This window comes from Colwellia sp. MB3u-4 (assembly GCF_014077065.1).
Taxonomy (GTDB): Bacteria; Pseudomonadota; Gammaproteobacteria; order Enterobacterales; family Alteromonadaceae; genus Cognaticolwellia.
In genome coordinates this window covers 19,827-42,585 of sequence record NZ_JACGVE010000066.1, presented here as the reverse complement: position 1 = coordinate 42,585, position 22,759 = coordinate 19,827, and the positions used below count along the sequence as shown (strand labels likewise).

The 22,759-nt window shown below is 37.1% G+C and carries 20 protein-coding genes; 5 read left to right on the top strand and 15 right to left on the bottom strand.

Annotated elements, in window-relative coordinates:
- Positions 1 to 16: 16 nt before the first annotated feature.
- Genes bioC through bioB form a run of 3 tightly spaced genes read right to left on the bottom strand, consistent with a single transcriptional unit; the run spans position 17 to position 2,951 of the window.
- Positions 17 to 802, bottom strand: a complete 786-nt coding sequence (bioC, locus tag H4J61_RS03115) for a malonyl-ACP O-methyltransferase BioC (RefSeq protein ID WP_182183590.1) — start codon at positions 800 to 802, stop codon at positions 17 to 19.
- Positions 802 to 1,965, bottom strand: coding sequence for an 8-amino-7-oxononanoate synthase (locus H4J61_RS03110; RefSeq protein WP_182183588.1), 1,164 nt, complete (start codon positions 1,963 to 1,965; stop codon positions 802 to 804). The genes bioC and H4J61_RS03110 overlap by 1 nt, the downstream gene beginning before the upstream one ends.
- Before the next feature lie 5 nt (positions 1,966 to 1,970).
- Complete coding sequence (gene bioB, locus H4J61_RS03105; RefSeq protein ID WP_404842470.1) at positions 1,971 to 2,951, bottom strand: biotin synthase BioB; 981 nt, start codon at positions 2,949 to 2,951, stop codon at positions 1,971 to 1,973.
- A 234-nt stretch (positions 2,952 to 3,185) separates the two neighbouring features.
- Here bioB and bioA point away from each other — a divergent pair, with 234 nt between their 5' ends.
- Positions 3,186 to 4,490, top strand: coding sequence for an adenosylmethionine--8-amino-7-oxononanoate transaminase (gene bioA, locus H4J61_RS03100; protein ID WP_182183583.1), 1,305 nt, complete (start codon positions 3,186 to 3,188; stop codon positions 4,488 to 4,490).
- Between the two features lie 40 nt (positions 4,491 to 4,530).
- Here bioA and H4J61_RS03095 read toward each other — a convergent pair whose 3' ends face one another.
- Entirely contained in the window at positions 4,531 to 4,899 is a 369-nt protein-coding gene (locus H4J61_RS03095) for a hypothetical protein (protein WP_259363072.1), read from the bottom strand.
- Between the two features lie 139 nt (positions 4,900 to 5,038).
- Here H4J61_RS03095 and asnS point away from each other — a divergent pair, with 139 nt between their 5' ends.
- From asnS to H4J61_RS03080, 3 genes are all read left to right on the top strand, one after another.
- Entirely contained in the window at positions 5,039 to 6,439 is a 1,401-nt protein-coding gene (gene asnS / locus H4J61_RS03090; protein ID WP_182135719.1) for an asparagine--tRNA ligase, read from the top strand.
- Between the two features lie 822 nt (positions 6,440 to 7,261).
- Positions 7,262 to 7,507 carry a type II toxin-antitoxin system CcdA family antitoxin gene (locus H4J61_RS03085; protein ID WP_182135720.1) on the top strand — a complete coding sequence of 82 codons (246 nt, stop codon included), beginning with the start codon at positions 7,262 to 7,264 and terminating at the stop codon, positions 7,505 to 7,507.
- A complete protein-coding gene (locus H4J61_RS03080; protein ID WP_182183581.1) occupies positions 7,507 to 7,824 on the top strand; it encodes a CcdB family protein in 318 nt (105 codons plus the stop codon). The genes H4J61_RS03085 and H4J61_RS03080 overlap by 1 nt, the downstream gene beginning before the upstream one ends.
- Before the next feature lie 44 nt (positions 7,825 to 7,868).
- Here H4J61_RS03080 and H4J61_RS03075 read toward each other — a convergent pair whose 3' ends face one another.
- From H4J61_RS03075 to H4J61_RS03025, 11 genes are all read right to left on the bottom strand, one after another.
- Positions 7,869 to 8,231: a hypothetical protein gene (locus tag H4J61_RS03075; RefSeq protein WP_182183578.1), complete on the bottom strand. Its 363-nt coding sequence runs from the start codon at positions 8,229 to 8,231 to the stop codon at positions 7,869 to 7,871.
- Between the two features lie 277 nt (positions 8,232 to 8,508).
- Complete coding sequence (locus H4J61_RS03070; protein ID WP_182135722.1) at positions 8,509 to 8,913, bottom strand: hypothetical protein; 405 nt, start codon at positions 8,911 to 8,913, stop codon at positions 8,509 to 8,511.
- Entirely contained in the window at positions 8,906 to 9,145 is a 240-nt protein-coding gene (locus H4J61_RS03065; RefSeq protein WP_182183576.1) for a DUF1272 domain-containing protein, read from the bottom strand. Before H4J61_RS03065 ends, H4J61_RS03070 begins: the two co-directional genes overlap by 8 nt.
- Before the next feature lie 213 nt (positions 9,146 to 9,358).
- Positions 9,359 to 9,760, bottom strand: a complete 402-nt coding sequence (locus H4J61_RS03060; protein WP_182183574.1) for a hypothetical protein — start codon at positions 9,758 to 9,760, stop codon at positions 9,359 to 9,361.
- Between the two features lie 131 nt (positions 9,761 to 9,891).
- Entirely contained in the window at positions 9,892 to 10,245 is a 354-nt protein-coding gene (locus tag H4J61_RS03055; protein ID WP_182183572.1) for a hypothetical protein, read from the bottom strand.
- 656 nt (positions 10,246 to 10,901) lie between these two features.
- Positions 10,902 to 12,719, bottom strand: coding sequence for a serine hydrolase (locus tag H4J61_RS03050; RefSeq protein ID WP_182183570.1), 1,818 nt, complete (start codon positions 12,717 to 12,719; stop codon positions 10,902 to 10,904).
- Positions 12,720 to 12,843: 124 nt separating this feature from the next.
- On the bottom strand, positions 12,844 to 13,185 hold the full coding sequence (locus tag H4J61_RS03045; RefSeq protein WP_182183567.1) for a PDZ domain-containing protein: 342 nt from the start codon (positions 13,183 to 13,185) through the stop codon (positions 12,844 to 12,846).
- 625 nt (positions 13,186 to 13,810) lie between these two features.
- Complete coding sequence (locus tag H4J61_RS03040) at positions 13,811 to 15,019, bottom strand: hypothetical protein (RefSeq protein WP_182183565.1); 1,209 nt, start codon at positions 15,017 to 15,019, stop codon at positions 13,811 to 13,813.
- An 11-nt stretch (positions 15,020 to 15,030) separates the two neighbouring features.
- The gene (locus tag H4J61_RS03035) at positions 15,031 to 15,666 is read right to left on the bottom strand and encodes a condensin complex protein MksE (protein WP_182183562.1); all 636 of its coding nucleotides are present in this window, start codon (positions 15,664 to 15,666) and stop codon (positions 15,031 to 15,033) included.
- Complete coding sequence (locus H4J61_RS03030; RefSeq protein ID WP_182183560.1) at positions 15,663 to 19,334, bottom strand: ATP-binding protein; 3,672 nt, start codon at positions 19,332 to 19,334, stop codon at positions 15,663 to 15,665. Before H4J61_RS03030 ends, H4J61_RS03035 begins: the two co-directional genes overlap by 4 nt.
- Positions 19,335 to 19,904: 570 nt before the next feature.
- Positions 19,905 to 20,453: a nitroreductase family protein gene (locus H4J61_RS03025; RefSeq protein ID WP_182183557.1), complete on the bottom strand. Its 549-nt coding sequence runs from the start codon at positions 20,451 to 20,453 to the stop codon at positions 19,905 to 19,907.
- A gap of 351 nt (positions 20,454 to 20,804) precedes the next feature.
- Between H4J61_RS03025 and sppA the strand changes: the two genes are divergently transcribed.
- On the top strand, positions 20,805 to 22,667 hold the full coding sequence (sppA, locus tag H4J61_RS03020) for a signal peptide peptidase SppA (protein WP_182183555.1): 1,863 nt from the start codon (positions 20,805 to 20,807) through the stop codon (positions 22,665 to 22,667).
- Positions 22,668 to 22,759 lie beyond the last annotated feature (92 nt).

Here is a 22,759-nt window from a genome sequence, read left to right as displayed (position 1 = left end):
AGATCAGAGACAAGGCTTAATCTTTTAATTTAACCACTAGCCCAGATAAAACTTTATAAGTAGCAGGATATATCCCACTGGGTTGCAAAAATTCTTGATAGTTTTGGGTCATTTTTTGCCATTTATCTTTACCCGCAAGTCCTTTGCCCTGCTTTTTAGGCAGATGATTAGCGCCAAGGCTTTTCAACTCATGGGCTAAGTGTAAAACATTTTCATACGCTAAAACAATATCCTGCTGCTTAGCGTGCAATAGCTTTCGATCTGCGCCATCAAATAACGCTATAATTTCACTTTCTATTTTAAAATCAATTACGTGTTGATCATTGTCAACGTCCGCCCAAGCAGACTTTAATTCAAATAAAGTCCCGTCAACTAACGTGCTAAAAGCAAATGAACCACCAGGTTTTAACACCCGTATTATTTCATTTAATACTGGGTCTAGCGGATCACACCATTGGATCATTAGGTTTGAATAGACAAAATCAATGCTGTTATCTTGTAATGGTATTTTATAAGCGTCTGCTTCAAGCCAATGAATACCCTTATTGCGATTATCTTTGGCAAAGTGCAGCATTTTTTTTGATACATCTAAACCAATCACTTGTCGGTAACGACTTGATAGCAGCTCAGTAAAAAAACCTGTACCTGCGCCCAAATCTAAGACGGTTATATCATGGCTATTAGGTAACCATGGCATTAAATGCTGGCCACAATAACGTTGTAAACGTGCTGAAACATCATAAGAAGTCGTGGCCGAGCCAAAAGATCTCGCTATTTTAAAACGGTTAGTCTTTTCAGACATTATGCTATAACCTCGTTAATACAATTAGCTAAGTAATTGATATCTTTAATTTCATGACTCGAGGTTACAGTTACGCGTAACCTCGAGCTATTTTTTGGAACCGTCGGAGGACGAATAGCACTGAGCCAAATGCCCTTATCTCGAAGTTTTTGACAAACATCAAGTGTGGCAACTTCATCACCAATAACGATGGCGTGAATTGATGAAGAATTTTTAATAAGTTGAACCTTATGGCTTAATTTTGAGGCGAGTAATTGACTTAATTCAACAATTTTTTCTCGACGCCAATGTTCCGTTTGAATAATTTCAATACTCTTTTTTGTTGCCCAAGCTAAGGCCGGAGATATCGCGGTGGAATAAATATAATGCCGAGAAAAGTTAACTAAGTAATCAGCCAGTAATTCATCACAAGCCACAAAAGCGCCGCTCGTGGCAATACTTTTACCAAAGGTTGCCATCACAATATCAGGGGCTGCAATACTGCTACTACCTTGGCCTTTATCACCGACAACACCCATACTATGTGCGTCGTCTAGATATAATAAAGCGTTATGTTGTTGGGCTATTTTCGCTAAATGAGTTACGTCAGCCTGATCGCCGTCCATACTAAAAACCCCTTCTGAGACAATAACTTGGTTTAACTCTTTACCGTCATCATTAGCCTTAGCTTGACCTTGTCTTAAAAATCTTTGTAGTTGCTCAGTATCGTTATGTAAAAAGCGTTTTACTTTAGCGTCACTTGATAACGCACCATCAATTAATGACGCGTGACTGAGTTTATCTAAATACAGCTCGCAGCTTTTATGACCCAAGGCGTGCATAAGCGCGTTATTAGCGGTAAATCCACTGGCAAACAACAAACATTTAGCTTTATTAAGCCAATCACAAATATCGTTTTCTAGTGCTTGATGGGCATAAGAGTAACCTGTGATTAAACTTGAGCCACTCGCACAAGTACCGAACCGCTCGGCGCCGGCTTGCAAAGCTTGGTTAATTTTTGGATGATGATTTAAACCCAGATAGTCATTTGATGAAAAGTTTAAGTAACTTTTATGATCAATTTTAACATAACGGCCATTTTGCTCAGCAACACACTGACGCACACGATAACGTGCGCGCTGTTTCTGCTCGGCAATAGTTGTAGTTAAGAAATCAAACGCCATAAATATTAATTAACCGCGTTATAAAATAGATCGCTATTTTTTTGATCAACCACAGCGGTAGTAATTTTTGCTTCGTCTGCTGCTGAACTGGCAATGGTTTCAGTATTAATACCTAAGCGGTTAAATAACATCATATCTTTATTGGCTTCAGGATTACCTGTGGTTAATAATTTACACCCGTAGAATATTGAATTCGCGCCCGCTAAAAAGCACAGGGCTTGCATTTGTTCATTCATCGCGTCGCGCCCTGCTGATAAACGTACATGGCTTTTTGGCATCATGATGCGTGCCACCGCAATACAGCGCACAAATTCAAAATGATCTAGGTCTGCAACATCAGATAACGGCGTGCCTTCAATTTTTACCAACATATTAATCGGCACACTTTCAGGTTGCGGTGAAAGGTTAGCTAATTGTGCCAATAATGACGCCCGGTCTTTACTTTCTTCGCCTAAACCTACTATGCCACCACTACAGACCTTCATGCCTGAACTTCGTACATTAGATAAAGTGTCTAACCTGTCTTGAAAAGTACGTGTAGTGATAATTTGATTATAATGCTCTGGTGAGGTATCTAAGTTATGGTTGTAGTAGTCCAAGCCGGCACCTTGTAACTCATCGGCTTGCTCAGCAGATAACATGCCGAGTGTCATACAGGTTTCAAGTCCCAGTGCTTTTACACCTTTAACCATTTCAACCACTGAAGGCATATCTCTTGCTTTTGGGTTACGCCAGCCAGCGCCCATACAAAAACGTGTTGAACCTTGATCTTTCGCCGCTTGTGCCGCTTCAAGCACTTTACTCACTTCCATCAAGCGCTCTTTATCAATGTCAGTTTTATAACGGGCACTTTGAGAGCAATATTTACAATCTTCTGGGCATGCGCCGGTTTTAATCGACAACAAAGTACTCACTTGTACTTCATTGGGATTAAAATTTTCGCGATGAATAACTTGCGCTTTAAACATCAAATCATTAAATGGCATGTCAAACAGTGCTTTAACTTGGTCTGCTTGCCAGTTATGGCGTACTTCACTACTACCTTGGTTGGTATTATTAACTGGGGTATTAACGTTGGTATTTGAGCTAGATTCACTTACCGCTGATGTTTGCTGTGTCATAGTTATTCACTCGTTTGTCAATTGCATCTATTAATATTAATCGGTAGTCTATGCATCAACTCAAATATGTCAACCAAGCTAACGAAGTAACATTTACATATGAACACTAAACAAACAGAAAACCTTGAATTTGATAAAAACCACGTTTGGCATCCTTATACTTCTATGTCGAAACCATTACCTTCTTATCTGGTCGAATCTGCCGAAGGTGTTCATATTACCTTGGCCAGTGGTGAGAAACTTGTTGATGGTATGTCATCGTGGTGGTCTGTATTGCACGGTTATAATCACCCCGAATTAAACGAGGCCTTAATAAAACAGACTGAAAAATTTGCCCATGTGATGTTTGGTGGTTTAACCCACGAACCGGCGATTGAACTTGCGAAAACACTCATTGAGCTGACGCCTGAGGGCTTAAATAAAGTGTTTTTAAGTGACAGTGGTTCAGTGTCAGTAGAAGTGGCGTTAAAAATGTCGATACAGTATTGGCACAGTAAAAATAAGCCTGAAAAGCATAAAATACTCACCGTAAGAAATGGTTATCACGGTGATACCTTTGCCGCTATGTCGGTATGCGACCCTGTTAATGGCATGCACCAGTTGTTTGAACCTGTGTTAATGAAGAATTTATTTGCTCCCGCGCCAAAAACTCGCTTTGATCAAGCATGGAATGCTACTGACGTTGAAGCGTTAACCGCCATGTTTGCACAACATTATCAGCAAATAGCAGCCTTTATTATCGAGCCAATAGTCCAAGGTGCGGGTGGCATGCGCTTATATCATCCTAACTATTTAAAAGCCTGCCGCAAACTTTGTGATCAATATAATGTTTTAATGATTGCTGATGAAATTGCCACAGGCTTAGGCCGAACTGGCAAATTATTTGCCTGTGAATGGGCAGATATTAGTCCTGATATTATCTGTCTAGGTAAAACCCTCACCGGTGGCTACATGACACTGGCAGCCACCCTATGCACTGATGAAGTGGCTAATACTATTAGTCATGGTGAAGCGGGCTGCTTTATGCACGGACCTACCTTTATGGGTAACCCGCTGGCTTGTGCCCTTGCTAACGCCAACCTTAAAATATTGAAACGTAATCAGTGGCAACAACAAGTAACTAATATTGAACAGGTTTTTAAGCAAAAACTATTGCCTTTAAAAAATCATCACAGGGTTCAGGATATAAGAGTGTTAGGCGCTATAGGGGTAGTTCAAAGCACTGAGCATGTTGACATGGCCGAGATTCAAAAGCGCTTTGTTGAGTTGGGCGTATGGATACGTCCTTTTGGACAACTTATCTATATTATGCCGCCATTTATTAGCGATAAAACACAACTAAGTTTACTGATCAATGCCATTAGTATCGTATTAGATGAAGATAAGTGTTTTAAGCGCAACTAACCCCCTTGTTAGCGCTGCGCTATAAAATAAGGTTGGCGACTTAATAAAGTTGTACCAATATAAAGCTAACCCAGGCGATGGTAATCACAAGTAATAATAAAATATTAAAATACTTACCATCGTTTTTACGCCGGCTACGGTAATTATCAATGATTAAACAAAAATAACTACTTAGGGCACTTAGCAATAAAACAATGTATAAATAGCCGGTCAGTGGTGTCTGCCAAATTTTTCTAATTTCAATATTATGGTAACGCAAAATGCCATAGTCGACATCAGGTGCCGCATAATAAGAAACAATGATAGCGCAAACAAACAAGCTCCAACCAAGAATAGCCAATACTCTTAACGCATAAGTCCATAAATCAGCAGCATTCCTGCGCTCTTTGCCCGATATTTCATACTTCATACCGCTTTTCATCCCTAATTTCACGTTATTTTTTTATAAAGACCCGATTTAAAAATTTTTACTTGTTAAACCTTACAAGCAAGGTAACATAGCACCCCTTAAAATTTGAGTACATTTTTGACAAAAAAGAGGTTTGTAAATGTCAGTCATTGCCATTACTGATATCTTGGCAGGAAAATATCCTGTTAATGAATCAATTACTATCCATGGTTGGATCCGCACACGTCGTGATTCAAAAGCAGGTATTTCATTTTTAGCGGTACATGATGGTTCATGTTTTGACGCTATTCAAGCAATTGCTCCGAGCAATTTGGATAATTATCAGACTGATATATTAAAACTTACTACAGGTGCTGCAGTAAAAGTTACCGGTATTTTAGTTGAATCTCCAGGTAAAGGTCAGTCGTTTGAGCTCCAAGCAGAACAAGTAGAAGTATTAGGCCTTGTTGAAGACCCTGATACCTACCCAATGGCAGCAAAGCGCCATAGTATCGAGTTTTTACGCGAACAAGCACATTTACGTCCACGTACTAATATAGGTGGCGCAGTAGCACGTGTGCGCAATACCTTGGCACAAGCAGTACATCGTTTTTTACATAGCAAAGGTTACTTTTGGATCAGCACACCATTAATTACTGGTAGTGACTGTGAAGGCGCGGGTGAAATGTTCCGTGTTAGTACGCTTGATATGGAAAACTTACCGTTAAATGATGAAGGCAAAGTGGATTACAACCAAGACTTTTTTGGTAAAGAAACTTTCCTAACCGTTTCAGGTCAGCTAAATGTTGAAACTTATTGTTGTGCGCTGTCTAAAGTGTATACCTTTGGCCCAACATTCCGTGCTGAAAATTCAAATACGACTCGTCATTTAGCTGAATTTTGGATGATAGAGCCCGAAATTGCTTTCGCTGATCTTTCTGATGCCGCTGATCTTGCTGAAGAAATGTTGAAGTATGTTTTCCAAGCCGTGCTTGATGAACGCGCCGACGATATGGCTTTCTTTGAACAACGTGTCGATAAAACGGTAGTAGAGCGTTTAAACTCAGTGATCAACAACGACTTTGTGCGTTTAGATTACACTGACGCGATTACCATTTTGGAAAACTGTGGTAAGAAGTTTGAAAACAAAGTGGCTTGGGGCGTTGATTTAAACTCAGAGCACGAACGTTATTTAGCTGAAGAGCATTTTAATGGTCCGGTAGTGTTACAAAACTATCCGAAAGATATTAAGTCATTCTACATGCGTTTAAATGACGATGGCAAAACCGTTGCGGCTATGGATATTTTAGCACCCGGTATTGGCGAAATCATTGGTGGTAGCCAACGTGAAGAACGTTTAGATGTGTTAGACAAACGCTTAGCGGAAATGAATTTAGATCCAGCAGATTACAGCTGGTATCGTGATTTACGTCGTTACGGCACAGTGCCACATTCAGGCTTTGGTTTAGGTTTTGAGCGTTTGGTCGTTTACGCAACTGGCATGCAAAACGTGCGTGACGTGATCCCTTTCCCAAGAACGCCGAATAACGCGGCTTTCTAAGTTAGTATCATATAAAACTAAAAAAGCCCTCAATTGAGGGCTTTTTATTTACAGTCAACTTACCAACCATACCCACTACCTACAGACTTACCAGCTAAAAACATTTTGATGTACCTATACTAATCTTGTTATAACTTAATAACTTTGGAGATGAATGATGTCAGTCCTAGCAACCATTCATCATCAATCCATGATATATAATCCTTTGTCAGCTGAAGCTAAGCATGGCTTTATCCCAAAGCCTAAGTCCTAGTTTATTTGCTTGTTATATGCACTTTGCACTACTTTTTGTTGAATAAGTGCCAAGGTATAAAAATACAAACTGTACTAAATATAAAGATATAAACAGCTTTAAATGAATAGATATTATCTATTCTGATAAAAACACCATCTTCATATAAGTTAAAATACAAATAAAACCCTATAGAAATAGAGGCTAGTAAGAAGAAAAACCTAAATTTAAAATCCTTTTTTAAGTAACCAATTATGAATTTAATACTCAAACTTCCTGCACATATAACGAGCTTGTAGAATCACTCGTTTATTATGAATTCCCCCTAAAATCGGGGTACCAAATGCATTACCTATATCGAATAAATTGTCTACAGTGTGATACAGGAACATAAAAATTTAGTGATTTTGGCTGAATTAGTTATTCTACAGCCTCAACGCCCCATTAAGAGGCAAATGATAGTTGGCTAAAATAAGCGACGAAGGAGCAAATAGCCAGCTGTTATTTGTCCTGCTTGAATGGCTTATACGGCCTTTACAATACGCATTAGAGTGCGCATAATAAACGCAATGATTACTTGGAGACATACTATGCAAGCATTATACGATATTGAAGCCCCTAAAAAAGCAACAAACCTTAGCTTAAATAGTGACTTACTAAAAAAAACAAGAGCACTTAACATTAATTTATCTGCAACTTTAGAGCAAGCACTAAAAGACAAATTGAAAAGTATTGAAGCTAAAAGATGGGTAAAAGAAAATAAAAACGCTATAAAAGCCTACAATGATTTTGTAGATGAAAATGGCTGTTTTGGTGACGAGTTTAGAGAGTTTTAATGGCACAATTTGATGTATACATAAACCCAAGTAAAAAAAGCAGGGAAGCATATCCATATATAATTGATATCCAAAATGCATTAATTAGCGATCTCGCAACGAGAATTGTGATCCCTTTAGGGAAGCTTAATCATTTTAGAAATGAAAAGATGGATGGCTTAACTCCAGCAATAGAATATGAAAATGAACAATTCATTTTACTCACACCACAGATTTCATCAATGCCAGCAAATTTACTCAAAAACCCTGTTGGCTCAGTTGTATCATTAAGAGATGAGATTATTGCAGCGATCGACTTTGCTATTACGGGCATATAACGCCCACATTAACGGGCCAAGTGTTGCGTGTCACGTTGAATTGCTTATGTGAATTTAATCTCAAACCTCTCATCATAATTATGATGAGTTAAAGACTCTTTAATTTGATCTATTTCTTCTAGTTGAAGCTTTCGTAAGTTTATTTCGTGAGAGCTAAACCGAGCTTTGATTTTTATGATTTTTTCGTGAAATGTAACGCACTCGAGAGTATTCATATGCTCTTCAGCTATATCTAGGTCTTCAAGACTAACTTTTGTACCGCGCTCTTCTTCAGGCATAATAAATTCACAAAACAATGTCCTGTGCAAGAGAAGCGTCTTTATATAACCTTCTCCAATATCGAGAGCAAAGGAAATAATTAAGTCATTCTCCGTCTCTTCAACATCCATAAAACTAACGATATCCATCGACATCACTCCTACTGCTCGAATTATTCACATAACGAGCTTGTAGAATAACTCGTTTATTATGAATTTCCCCTAAAAATCGGGGTAAAAAATGCATTACCTATATCGAATAAATCGTCTAAAGCGCGATACAGGAACACAAAAATTTAGTGATTTTGGCTGAATTAGTTATTCTACAGCCTCAACGCCCAGTTAAGAGGCAAAATTTAATTGGCTAAAATATCAAGCGGGACAAAAACAGCCAGCTTATTTTTATTTAACAGCATGTTATGTGTACTTAACGCGAAACCTGATATTTTTTTAGTGATGGTAGTTCACAATCAATTGTTGTTATATAAATATTGCGCTCAGTCCAAAACACCTCTAGATCATACAAGCAGAACGAATATTTACTGGCGTCTTCTACCCATTCATCATCAACTTTAACTGATACGGATGTGAATAATTCATTATCATTTTCCCACCAGACTAAAACCAAATAATCACAACCGGAACCATCATGAAAAATGACGAAAGCTGGAGTATTAATCCAGTTGATATTACGTGCTGCTTTAATTTCATTGAGTCGATATAAATATTTAGATTGGTCGACTAAACTATTACAGGCAGAAATAGTATAAATTTTAATACCAGTTTCATCTAACCAATCAATTTTACCCTCTATATTTCGAGATTTAAACATGCCTCTTCTCCTTTAATACTCGTTTAGTTGATGCAGGATTTTTTTTCAATGCCGCTAAAGGTCGGATGGGTCGTTGAACCAAGTTACCTGAGCAGTTTGGGCATATACTCTTTAATATTTTTTCAGCACACTTAACGCAAAATGTGCATTCAAATGTGCAAATAACAGCTTCATTCGATTCAGGTGGTAAATCAAAATCACAATACTCACAATTAGGTCTCAATTCTAACATTTAGAACTCCCTTCTAGAGATACACATAACGAGCTTGTAGAATAACTCGTTTATTATGAATTACCCCTAAAAATCGGGGTAAAAAATGCATTACCTATATCGAGTAAATCGTCTACAGCGTGATACAGGAACAAAAGAATTTAGTGATTTTGGCTTAATTAGTTATTCTACAGCCAACTAAATTTTGTCCTGTTTTAACAGCTTATAAGCAAATTACACTACGAAATATGGTTCGTATTCAATAGCATTGCAACATTCCAGCCCAGTAAAATTCGAATGTAAATTAAGCCATTGCTCATTGTGCCGCATATAAGAGAGGTTAAACTTATCCTCCCCCGCATATACTAACCTCGCAAATTTTGTTTCAAAAATTGGTGAAATAGCATCTTCCCCACAGCTTTTATATTTAGCATAAAAATACAGTGAGCTTCCCCGCCATTTAATAAATATATCTACAAGTTTATTGAAACTTGGGTTATTTAGCTCTGGTTTTATGTGTTTAGGCTTTAAAGTTTTATCGATTAAATCACATGCAATTTTACTAACTTCATTTTTCATAGCATTTGTAATTTTTTCTTTAACTGTTTTAGATGTAGATATTTGCCAATTTTTCATTTTATTTTGCCAAGTTTAATTATTTACCAACGCCCACTTAATCGGACAAAAATAGTTGGCTAAAATTGTGTAGCGAATAGCGAAACATAGCCAACTGTTACGTGTCCTAGTTTATTTTCTTATTAGGTTAATTACATTCCATCAGCCGCCATATGGAGTGACATAAGTGCTCGCTCATCGTCCCAATATGCACAATTTTCAATAGCATTATCGTAAATAGTTTTCATAATTAAATAATCGACTCTTAAACCATAAGGTTGTGCAATTAAAGCATCAGATAAAAGTTTTGGGAAAGTATAATCAAATTCTTCCATATCAATTGGTAGTTTTGAAATTACACTGGCATAAGTATTAAAACTTAAACAACGTGAGATTAGCTCTTTGAGCTTTGTTGGCTTGGGTGAGAACCTAAACGATTCTAATGATTGATCACGAATAGAATTGACGAAAGAGTTAAGCTGGGATTTATTTTGTAAAATATACATATGTTTCTCCTTGCCCGTGAATCCTTTTATAACAGACAAAACAAATGTATTAAATTTGAAGGATTTGTTAGCACTTTGAGTTGGATTCTCCTCCAGCTGTGATAGCTGTGCCACCACAAAGCAGTGACTGGAGAAATATAACAGAGGTCACCAACTGCGTCAATTAACCTAACGCCTCGTTAACTGCCGCGTAGGTTGGTGAGCGGCGGGTGTCCTGTGTGTTTTTATCAGGGGAGTTATTGCCACTATTTTTAGAATCAAATTAGAGTAAAAAATAACAACACCCAATGGTAAAACTATACATTTTTTGTTTTTAATATTTAAATCGTAATATTTTGCGATCTGTTTAAAAATTATTACTGATAAAATAAAAGCCAAAATATATAACAAGTTTAAATATAGTTCGAATTTGGTAGTTACAGTACTTGAAACTTTTCCGCTATTGAAAGCGAAAAATAAATTTCTGAATAACCCATTAGAAGAAGTTCCTATCAAAACTGATAACGCAAAATATAATTTTATCATTTGTTTACATCCATGTTGAGATTAAAGCCCGTGTGGCCATACACATAGACAAAATAACAGGCTAAAATGGAGCGGAGCGAACAGCACGCTGTTTTTAGTCCTTGTTGATTTGCTTGTTAAAGCGCTACAATTTATTGCCAAAATATAGTGGGTATCTGCCCCCAAGCAGCCAATACTAAACAAAATTGTATAGACATCATGATCGATGCAATATCCAATTTTATTAACTTACTTTGCATCTTTCCTCTTAAAGAAATCCATAAAGAAAATAAAAGTGTTATTGGCAAAAGCCCTGATAAAAAAGCCAAGCAAATGCTTGCCGCAGTAATATCACCAAACTTTAGAAAGGATTGATTAACATAGAGGTATATGGGTAAGCTAAATAGTAAAAGGTTTATAAACACCAATTTAATGCGTCCTAAGCCATCTTTATCGCGTTTAGCAATTCTAATTAATCCTACTAAAAAGATATAAATCAGTCCAATTAGACCAAAAATTAAACTTACCCAATAAAGCACTAGCGTTATACCAGAATCTTTTTGAAACGTTTTAAGCCCATCACTAATAAACAATCGACTTTTATCATTAGAATAAACAACATGAGAAGCTTGTGTTCTGTTAACATCTCGAAATAAGCTTTCGTCAATTTGAATCAATCGCCTATCAGCATTTTGCAATGACTTAATTAGAAGATGATCGTTTGATTGTTCTAACCAAATAAAATTGAAAAGCATATCAATAAATTCAAATTCAGCCATATTATTTGGCGATGGCAAGTAAATGCCTTGCAACCTTGATAGCTCAACTCCTTTTCCCATAGGCTCTGTAATTTTCGCTGGTGTTAGACTTAACCTATTGATAAATAATTTATTAAACTTTTCATAGTCAGTAGTTTCATTATCAGTGTTAGTAGCATAAAAAAATCCCTTGTTCTCATCAGGAAAAAGGCAAATATAGGCTCTAAATCCAAATGTTGTGCCGGGATGACACATACCAAGCACGTTATGCCGATCTCTCTTAGCAAACGCTAACCCATGTCCAATATTCAGGCCAGCTATATGTGCTTCAGTGCCTAAAGGCTCTGTAAGCATATCCATATGTTCAGGGTGCACAAAGCCTTCACCATTCACTTTGCCATCACTCAACACAAACATCATAAACTTAGCCATATCAGGAGCTGTTGTTGTGAATTGTCCAGCTGGCCTTAAATAACTAGGCACAGCAGCTTGAGCAACATTATTTTCATAATAGCCCATCGCCAATAATGGATCTGCGAACTGACCTCGTTGGCTGATGAACTCAAAGCTACTATCATGCATTTCTAAAGGAGTTAAAAGGTTAACATCGAGAAAATATTCGTAACGCTCGTTGGTGACAGCTTCTATAACCATCGCAAGCAAGGTATACCCCATATTGGAATATGAGTATTGTGTGCCTGGTTCTGTTCTAATATTTAATAGATTGTATTGGCTTGACTCAAAAGCTTCTTCTAATGGTGTATTTGGCAAAGGTTTAGTGCTTAATAATTGCCACATCCGAATGTTGTCTAATCCAGAAGTATGATCGAGTAAGTTTTTGACCTTGATAGGTGAACGATCGTTCCAAGCGTTGTCGAAACTTAATTCCGACAGTAATGATTCAACATTACTGTCTAACGAGAGTCTCTCTTCAAATATTAAATGAAGAACGCCCATTGCCAGAACCGATTTGGTAACAGAGCCTACATGCATTTTTTGCGCAGGCTTCATAGGTTCAAACTTTGAAATATTTGCATAGCCCGCACTACCAACCTCAACATGTCCATTTGAAATTGTTGACCAAGATAATCCTACAATATTTTCATTTTCGATAGTCTTTTTGATTTGGGTTTCAATATGAATATCGCTTTTGGCATAAGCAATATTTAATGAAAACAAAACTAAAAATAATGATAATATTTTTTGGAACATCAACTTCTCAGTATACGACTAGCGCTTTAGACACAATTAACGGGCAAAAAATTGTTGGCTAAAATTAGCGACGAAGGAGCAAAAGCCAACTTTTTTTTGTCCCTGTTTAATTTCTTATAGGTTTTTACTCACCTACATGGATTTTTAGCAAAACTTTACTGCCATCTAAGTTTTTAACTAGCAATGGTAATATTTCACCTATTTCTTTATCCATTAGTTTTTTAGCTTTATCCGCTGGGCAGCCCGGGATTTTGCAACCATCAAGTTCAATAACTAATTGACCAACTTTAACTCCAGCTTTTTCTGCTGGGGATCCAGGGTGAACTTTATCAATTTTAAACTCGGTTATTTCAGGACTAAAGAATCCATCAACAGACACGCCTGCGGCAATCCCAATTTTACCATCTGCGAAAGCAGCAAATGGTAAAAACAAACTAATTAATAGAATCTTCCTAATTGAATTCAAAAGTCTTACTCCTTTAAAAACCTAACAGCTTATAATGTATACGTCTTAGTAACACACACATCATAAATAACATTAAATTAACATTAATATCTCATACTTTCAAAGCATTAGAATCTGGTAATGCTAAATCACATGTATATTAAGGCGTGTTACTAAGACCTCTCAGTAATATAATCTGAACAAAAAAATAAATAAAATACATTAAATTCAGGCAGTTAAGTGACTTTATTTAGTTTTTGTTACAATAAGTCGTGTGTTAATAAGACGTCTTAGTAACACACCTCGAAAAATCATATTAACTCCCATATAAAAGGGTATTACAGCGTTTACGCTAGTAGTTAATTCATTAGAAAATATAGGGCAAGATTTTTAGCTGGAATGTCAGGAAGGCACATTTGAGACATTAGCTTTTAAAGAGACTTAACACTTCGGATTAGGTTTGGTATCGATAACGCGGCGTTAAGCGGACTAAAGTTGTTGGTTATAATAGGTAGCGAAGCAAAGCCAATTACAGCTTTAAATTCATTGCCTTTTTCAAAGTAATATATTTTTGAGTGAAGTCGTTTCTTTTCATTTTTGACAGTGTTGGTAAATAAGGCGACAAGCATGTTGAAGCCTTATTTTGTTAATGATTGAAGTGTATTGAAATATCTTTTATATCAAAGTTACCGTTAAATGATTTTGAATAGTTACCTAGGGGTTTAAAGATGAAAAACTTACTTTTTTCCGCGGGTAATCTTAAAATTTCAGTATAGATAGCATCTAAAAATAATTGCGGTTTACATTCAGGTTGTAGTTGTTGGTAAATGTTATTCACTAGGATTTTATCGCCTGGTGTTTTGATTAACGCTAACAGTATATCTTCTAGCCACTTTGCGCCTATGGGTGTTTCAACTGCTTTTTCAACATTGTCTTGTGTCATATCAAGAGAAGAATTATTGTCCCTTTCTTTTTTAAAGCGTTCACCTTCCTCTAAGTTAAGCGATTGTGCCAGATCGATTAAATCATTGCGGGTTAATAAACTCGACTCGTCAGGATAAACATCGATGTTCATTGCTTTAACTAAGTTGGTGATGTTTGGCGGCATGCTAATGTCTTCAACACTGATAAGATCACTAAAGTCATGATCGGTTTTTGTGTCGAAGTATTGTTTAAATTGCCTAACAAGTTTACCTCTACCTTCCAATTTTCTAAAGCCAATCAACAAGGCTTGCATCAGTGTCAGTGCATTAATGAGTTCTTTAATCGCACTTTGTTTACCACCAAATAAGTCGTTATTGATAATGGAACGCAGTCGTAAATCGGTTATAGGCCTTTCCAAGAGTTCTGCTTCATCAATAATATTTAACGCTTGTCTAAGGGTTCTTGCTTCTGCAATGGCTTGCTCATTTTCTTTACGCTTTGCTGATATTGAATGCACATAACCAAATTGATTTTCAATACGGTTTCTTAATTGTTGTATGTTGTTGTTTATACCATCGAGTAATTGATAGATAGAGTCAATGACCAGTCTTTTATACATATCGCTGTCACTGTAAGCGCCAAGGGTATTTGAGTGGTTTAATTGATTTATATTAAATAAAATACTGCGCCAATAGCCCCCCACATCCAGATTAATAGCCAGTGTTCTTTCTGTTTTAAGCGCATTTTCTAAAAAATTTTGAAAAGCACTGCTGAGTCTTATACTGCCTGATGCGGTTTCAAAAGCCAGATTGTAATTGTGAAGTTCATCAAAACCTTTCAGTGCTTCTTCAGTAGGCGGAAGTACTCCCTCGGTTATAATGGTGTCAATGGTTGACGCATGTTTTGCTAGCATACGAAACATTTTTTTCATGGCACCCGACATTATATCAAATCATCCTGTGCTGGCTCATCTAAGTCGATGTCATCAAATTTCTCAGCTTGATAAGTCATAATAAATTCCATCAAGTTAATGTAGTAGGCAAGCTTACCCGTACAAAGATAGATATCTATCTTGGGTTCAATTTGCTTTAAAATTTCAGTTTTAACTAGGCTATTAATCAATTGTTTGGTTTTATCAAAAACACTGCCTTTTAACTGACCTTTTATCTGGATAATGATCCGGTCTAATGATTTTAACAGTGATTTATCGTTTTCAATTTTACTGACAATTTGAGCTAGGTGAATTTCATCACCGGTATAGAGTGAACGTTCGTCATTACTCACGCGCATCATTAAGCTTAGAAACTCAACTACTGGCCTTATTTCTTGCTGAGTTTGCTTAAATACCGCTCTTGACGCTCGCCTTCTATCCGGGGTCATAGACTCGTAGGAGGCATAATAAAATTCGTGGTCGATATGAGATAATGTTTTGCCGGTTTGATATAAGTAGGTCTGTACACGCTCTCTGTTGATATCTGAGTTTAGAAAGTCGTAACTTGTAGCACAGGTTATAGGGCAAATGAATTTACCGGCTAAAAGTGACTCTACTGTGTTGGTGAACACTTCATCAAAAATCATGATGGGGTACCTACTGCACTGGTTTGTGCGGCACTTATTGCTTTAAGCAAAGGATCATCGTTAGCGGTGATTTGTTCAAACCTATTTTTCGGTTTATTAATAAAATAGCGTTTGTGATAAACCCCCATGAAGTTATTATCTGCATTAGGAATAGCGGTAAAAATGGTATCTTTTTCTTTATCAAACATCGCGAATAGTGAGTCGACGTTTTCAACTGAGATTTCACCTAATTCATCAACGCCATATAAAATATCAACATCTTGTGTTCCTTTGATCATAGAGCCTAATGAAGTGGTAAACGCCAGCAGAATTAAGTAACTCATGCCATTAGAAGAGATGTCTTTTAAATCATTACCTGAACGCGCGATTTTTCTTTCATTATTAACCACAGCTTCAAAAGAAATATCGTATAAATTAGAGTGCCTCTCTACCAGTTTGTTATGGGTAAATTTCGTCAAAACTTCTGACATAGCCACGCCATAACTTTCAGGAGGTAGGCTTTGTTGATTGTCTTTGCTCCAAGCTTCATAGGTTTTTTTAAATGATTTTAAGGCCGAGAATACTTCGTGAGATTCGAGTAAAGGTGTCAGGTTAATTGATATTTTACCTAAGGCGCTAAAAACAGTTTTTTTCTCTAAGTAGCTATTAACTCTTAAACTAAAAGCATTAATATCAGATTCATAACGTTTGAGCTGATCATAAAAACCAGATAATTCCATACCCCGTAGTGCCGCATTCTCGATAATTAAATCACGTACTTCATTAATAACTAAGGGTAACTCTTTAACAATATAATCTGAAATAAGCCTGAGATTAGGATCTATCTCCAAGGCATTACTTTTCATATCAATGGATTTTTTTATCGCACTATTCAAGTGGATATTCATTTGGGAGATAACTTGTTCGGCATAACCTTTAATGCTTTTTAATGCCTTACGATGACTTTTTAATATGTTGTCTAATTCACCGCAAATTGTTTCAAATGAATGGGTTTGTGCCGTGTCAAAAGCTTGCTCAAATTCGCCTAATCGGTTGGTTAAGCGTAAGGCCATTTCGTGCTGTTGGCTAACCTTTGACAGCTTAACCGTAATCGCGTCACGGTTGATGATAAAAGCGGCTTTACGGGCTTTAATCATGTCAGTAAGTTCAGTAAGTGATTGAGTCAGGTTTGTTACCCCTTGCGAAGCCTTAAACGATTTATCATTAAGGCTGTCAAGTTGGCTATAGCTGTTGCTCATAAAGGCGTTATAACTACTAATAATCCCTGGAGCATTTTTCAGTCGGCTAAGTTGTTTTTCTAACGTGACTATTTCATTATCAAGTTTGTTTAGCGATTCAGTATCAATGTTTTTATCATTTAATTGATTTTTTTCATCCGCGGCTAAGCGGCTGATCGCTAAGCTATATTCAGCAGTGTTTTGGCTTTTTTTGTCTTCTGTTTGTTTGATATAACCTTCTAGCTCAACATTTTGCCCCATATGTTGTTCTTGTAAACTTCGAATACGGTCTAAGTGCTGTTGATTAATCTGACTTAGCTTTTCTTTATTTTCTCGACCCAGTTTACTCAAGGCATTGTTAAGTGCTTTAGCTTCAGTCTCTAAAACTAACTTGGCTTGTTCAATGGCATTTTTTTGTTCAATGTTGAGCTGATTGATATTGGCATTAATAGATTCAAGTAATTGCTGCTTTAACGCTATTTTAGCTTTAATCTTAATAAGGTCTTGTTGCAGCGCACTTTGCTCGTTGGCAATGGCTTTAACTTTGCCTGACAGTTTTTCTTTTGTCTCATTTAATTGCAAAATATGCTGGTCAATTTGTTCAATTTCGGCGCTAATAGTGTCACTTGTTTTGGCAAAATCATTATAAACACGGTCCCAATCTAGCGTTAAGCCTTTGAAGTCATTTTTTGAGCCTTCAGCGCTAAAATCAGGGTTAAGATCGGTTGACGCTAATACCGCTGGTGCAAGAAACTTACCTATACTTTCAGACCAGTCATCAACATTGTTCACCAAGAACTCATGCAGCGAATTTTTTTGCGGATTGAGTAAGCGCTCTAAGTCATTTTTTGCTGATACCTGAGTTTTTATTGTGTTGGCTGTATCGGCCATTTCGCTGAGTATTTTATCCGTTTGTATCGCACTATTTTGTGCTTGACGCTCAAAATCGATTGCTTGCCTTGAGTCTGCGTTAAGCGCTTCGTTTGCCCGTTGCAATTCCTGTTGTGCTAAATTAAGTTGTGCCCTTGCTTCCTTACTGACGTCAACACTTTGTAATTTAAAATGACAATGGCTGAGTTTATTTTCATAATCGGCAGAAAGTTGCTGTAATTGATTTTCATTCTCTGAGATGGCGGTTTTTAGATCATATCCCGCTTCGCTCATTACCCTGTTTTGTTTTACTGTAATCTCGCTATATTCAGCATTGGCGACGCTAAGCTGGCTACTCAGTTGATCTTTTAAGTTATAAAACTGTGCTTGTCGTTTAGCTTTAAGTTTGTCGAATTTCGCGGTAATGTTTTGAGCTTCGTCCAGTAAATTTGCTTTTTCAACACTGGCATTGTCAAGTTGTGCTTGATAAAGATCAATATTGGCATAGTCACTTTTTAAGCTGCCAACATCTTTTTCTTCCCAGGAAATCTTTTCAGCTTCAATGGTCTCTATTTGTCTTTTGGCACCGTCAACGATGCGATTATTGTCACTAATTTGATCGGCTAAGCTGCTTTTTTCATCTGAAGTTTTTAAGTTTGCAGTCGAGTTTTCCGTATTTAATGCCGCAAGCTCAAGCGTTAGCGCTTTAACTGAATAATCGAATTGTTCAGTATAAGCTAACAAGTTGTGCTTATACTCAGCCAAGATGGCTTCAGAATTTTCTGCCGTATAAAGAGATTTGGATAATTTAGGTAATACGCTACTGGCTAAATCATCATAAGTCCTAAGCGCGTTATAATCGGTTTTCCAGATAGATAGACTCGCTACGTCCATAGTAAACTCAAGTTCATTTTTACCGCCATTGAGCATAATGGACGATAGCAGTTCTTTAATACGTTTAAAGTCCGTGTTGCGCTCTAATGCAGCACCCACCACGGTATTGAGCATTGATAAATTTTTCCCCGGTGCGGCAAGAGAAAACCTATGCTTTGCTTCGGTCAGATCCTTGTCACTAAATACTGCCGTACCAAGAATAATTTTTTGATAATGTGATGGCGAAGATACTGCTTTAACAGGCACCTGCTTTAAACGGAAGTGGCGATAGATGTTTGTACAGGGAATTAAATTTAGTGTGCCATCTGGCGAAGGCTCCGCAGTGTAATCGGCAAGTTCAAACGGCTTATCTACAAATAGGTAGTTTATACTTTCGTTCTTACTAAAACACACGGCTTGCTTAATGCCTGAGTGCGTTTGATATTCAAAAACAATATAACTGGTCAGTCTAGGGAGGTAATAGTTTACAAAAGACTCTCTGATTTTACCCCGTACTTTAACGACATCGCCGGGGGCATCAGCAAAGAATATTCTGACCAATTTTAAAAAGGTCGTTTTGCCCGCTGCATTGGTGCCACTGAGATTAGTATGACCACTAACGTCAACCTCAACCCTTCTCCCCTTAAAGTAGCTATCAATCAAAATTATGCGTAATAGTTTGCTACTTGGTGCAACTTTCAAGGTCATTTATCTTCCTATTGACGGTATTATTTATGCTTTAATCTGCTGGTGATTAGTGTAATACGACTGGCTCATTGATACCATGGCACGAACAGAGAATATTGAGATTGGCTTTGCACTATGGTTCATAGCATAGTGAATAGCCGCGCTGTATTAGATGCTTTATTAACCTTTTGGAGCAGTAGTCATTATCTGCTATATAAACTTAGCGCTTGGTTTATGATCATTAAATTAGACGGTAAAACAAGCTAAGAGCACAAGACACCTGAAACTATGATGTGAAGATGATAATAAACTGGTTACTTGATGCAATTATCCCAGGATATCGCAGGAGCGAAAGCTAGTGATATTTATATCATTGGATGAAAAGCTAAAGATGACATTAATGCCGGTGTTGTAAAGAGTAAGGTGTAAATTATCGAGGTATTAAGAGCCGTTGACACTTTATGGCTAGAAATAAAAATATTTAAAAATAGACAGCCTTATTGTATTCGCATAGCAATAAGACTGTTAACTAGGTACTTGACTATGAGCTTGCTCGATAACCATTAACTACCGCGAAAACAACAAGCATAATTAAAAATAGCTAACGTAATCGTCGAAATTTCTAGCTTTTTTTACCGGTAATTCTTTCGACTTTTCGCCGATATAGAGAAAACCAACAATTTCCTCATGTAGCTCAATGTTTAAACGCTCTTTGACTAAAGGATGGTAACTCATTTCACCCGTGCGCCACACAGCACCTAGATCTAATGTGGTGGCTGCCATCTGCATTGCATGCACTGTACACCCTGCCGCTATTAACTGTTCTTGTTTTGGCACTTTAACGTGTTGATGAAACTTAGTACTAATCACAATAATTAAAGGCGCACGAAAAGGCATTTTAGCTGCTTTTTCTACTTTAAGTTCATCACCGCCGTCACTGATAGCCGCTGATTTGAAGGCTTTACTGAGCTTTGTCAGGCCATCATCTTTAACAATAGTGAAGCGCCATGGTGTTAAACCTGCATGGTCAGGGACGCGCATGCCGGCCTTAAGAATATTACTAATGGCGTGCTCATCAGGACTATTTCCATGTAAATAAGGATTAGACTGACGAGTATGTAAAAATTCCAAAACGTTCATAAAACTGTAAATTCCTGTTGTTTCGTTCTTTAGGGTTTAATGACTAATAGGTTGTTCAATACGGCAACCAAGTTAAGTACCTTGTTAGTGCATTTAAACGCTATCTCCTTGTTATCTTATACATTAGCATTAATTTGTTATTAAAATAATACAAGTTAATACTTTTATTTAACATTTATACGAAATAACTTGTAAATTGGATCGGCGATATTTGTACAGTAGAACGTAATCAGCCAAAATTTCTTTCAATTATCTAAAAACAAAAATATTTACATTTACGACTACTTAAGCGAGGCAATTTTCAGTAGCATATAGCTATCTAATACTAAAGCAATCTATAGACAGCGTTTTATGAAAGAAAAAAAGAGTACGATAGCAAGAATAACCTTAGGGCTATTTAGTTTGCTCAATACCTCGCGAAAAATCATTATTAATTTAGTGTTTTTTACTCTGCTATTGATTTTTATTATTGCTATTACTCGCGATGAAAAAAACATTACCGTTGAACCAGGATCAGCGCTGATATTAAATATACGTGGTGATATTGTTGAACAAAAACATGACATTGACCCAATGGACGCTTTTATTAGCGAAGCACTTGAACAACCTAATACCGCTGCTGAAGTGCTGTTAACTGATATATTATCTGTCATTAAACAAGCAACAACTGATGACCGTATTAGTATGATGGTGCTAGATCTAGAAAATATGCAAGGCTCTGGCATTACCAAACTAAGTGATATAGCCAAAGCCTTAACAGAATTTAAAAGTCAGGGTAAAAAAATAATCGCTATTGGTGAACAATACAGCCAAGACCAGTATTACTTGGCCAGTTATGCCGATGATATTTGGCTTAACCCCAAAGGTTGGATGTTATTAGACGGTTATGGACGTTATCAACTTTACTTTAAATCTGCTTTAGAAAAGCTTTCTATTAGCCAGCATATTTTTCGCGTTGGCACTTATAAGTCTGCGGTTGAACCTTATATTCGCGACAGTATGTCAGCTGCAGCTAAAGAAGCTAACCAATTGTGGTTAACCGATCTGTGGCAGCAATATAAAATTGATGTTGCCCAACAGCGCAACTTTGCAGTCAGTAATTTTGATGAAAACATTGATGTGTTAGTCACCAAGCTAAAAGCAGCTAATGGCAACATTGCCGAGTATGCTTTAGCCAACAATTGGGTTGATGCCTTAAAAACACGAGAACAGATGAAGCAAGATTTAATCAATGTGGTTGGCAGTAACGGCGATAAAGGTTATAAAAACATAGCATTTGATGATTATTTAACGCTGATCAACTCATACAGTTCAATGGAAAGTATCAGCACTAATAAGGTTGCCGTTATCGTAGCCAAAGGCACAATTTTAACAGGTAACCAAAAACCCGGTACCATTGGTGGCACAAGTACCGCCGCTTTATTACGCCAAGCCCGTGACAATGACAATGTTAAAGCTGTGGTACTTCGTGTTGACAGCCCAGGTGGTAGTGCATACGCTTCAGAAATAATTCGCCAAGAAGTCGAATTATTAAAAGCGTCCGGCAAACCTGTGGTGGCTTCAATGGGGACTTATGCCGCCTCAGGGGGTTATTGGATATCTGCCCCGGCTGATAAAATTTATGCATCACCTACGACTATTACTGGCTCAATTGGCATATTTGGTTTTTTTATGACCTTTGAAAAAACCTTAAGTAAATTAGGTATTTATACCGATGGTGTTGGCACCACAGATATTGCTGGTTTTGGCATCACACGTGAGTTAACCCCAGGTATGGCTAATATTATACAATTAAATATCGAACGGGGTTATCGCGACTTTGTTGAATTGGTGGCCAATAATAGAAATATGACAACAGCGCAAGTTGATGCTATCGCTCAAGGCCGCGTATGGTCGGGTTCAAAAGCGTTAGAACTGGGTTTAGTTGATGCCTTGGGCGATCTTGATAACGCTATTGAAGCAGCAGCCCAGCTAGCAAATTTAGAAGATTACGATAGGCTTTTAATTGAAAAAGAAAAAAGCCCCCGTGCGCTATTCTTACAAAGTTTGCTTGGGCAAGCGTCAATATTTTTTGGCCCGCCAGCAGATAGTCATTACAGTGAAAATAAGCTCACTAGTCTTATTAACACATTGTCACTTGAACTTAAGCAACTAGCACAATTAAATGATCCGCAAGGTATTTATTCCTTTTGCCTTGCCTGTGAAGTTGAATAATTATTTAACTTAATCAAGCTATATAAGCCTCGAATTCTCGGGGCTTTTTTTATCGCTAGCTAGCCGTTTTACCTGCGTGCTTTGTGTTACAA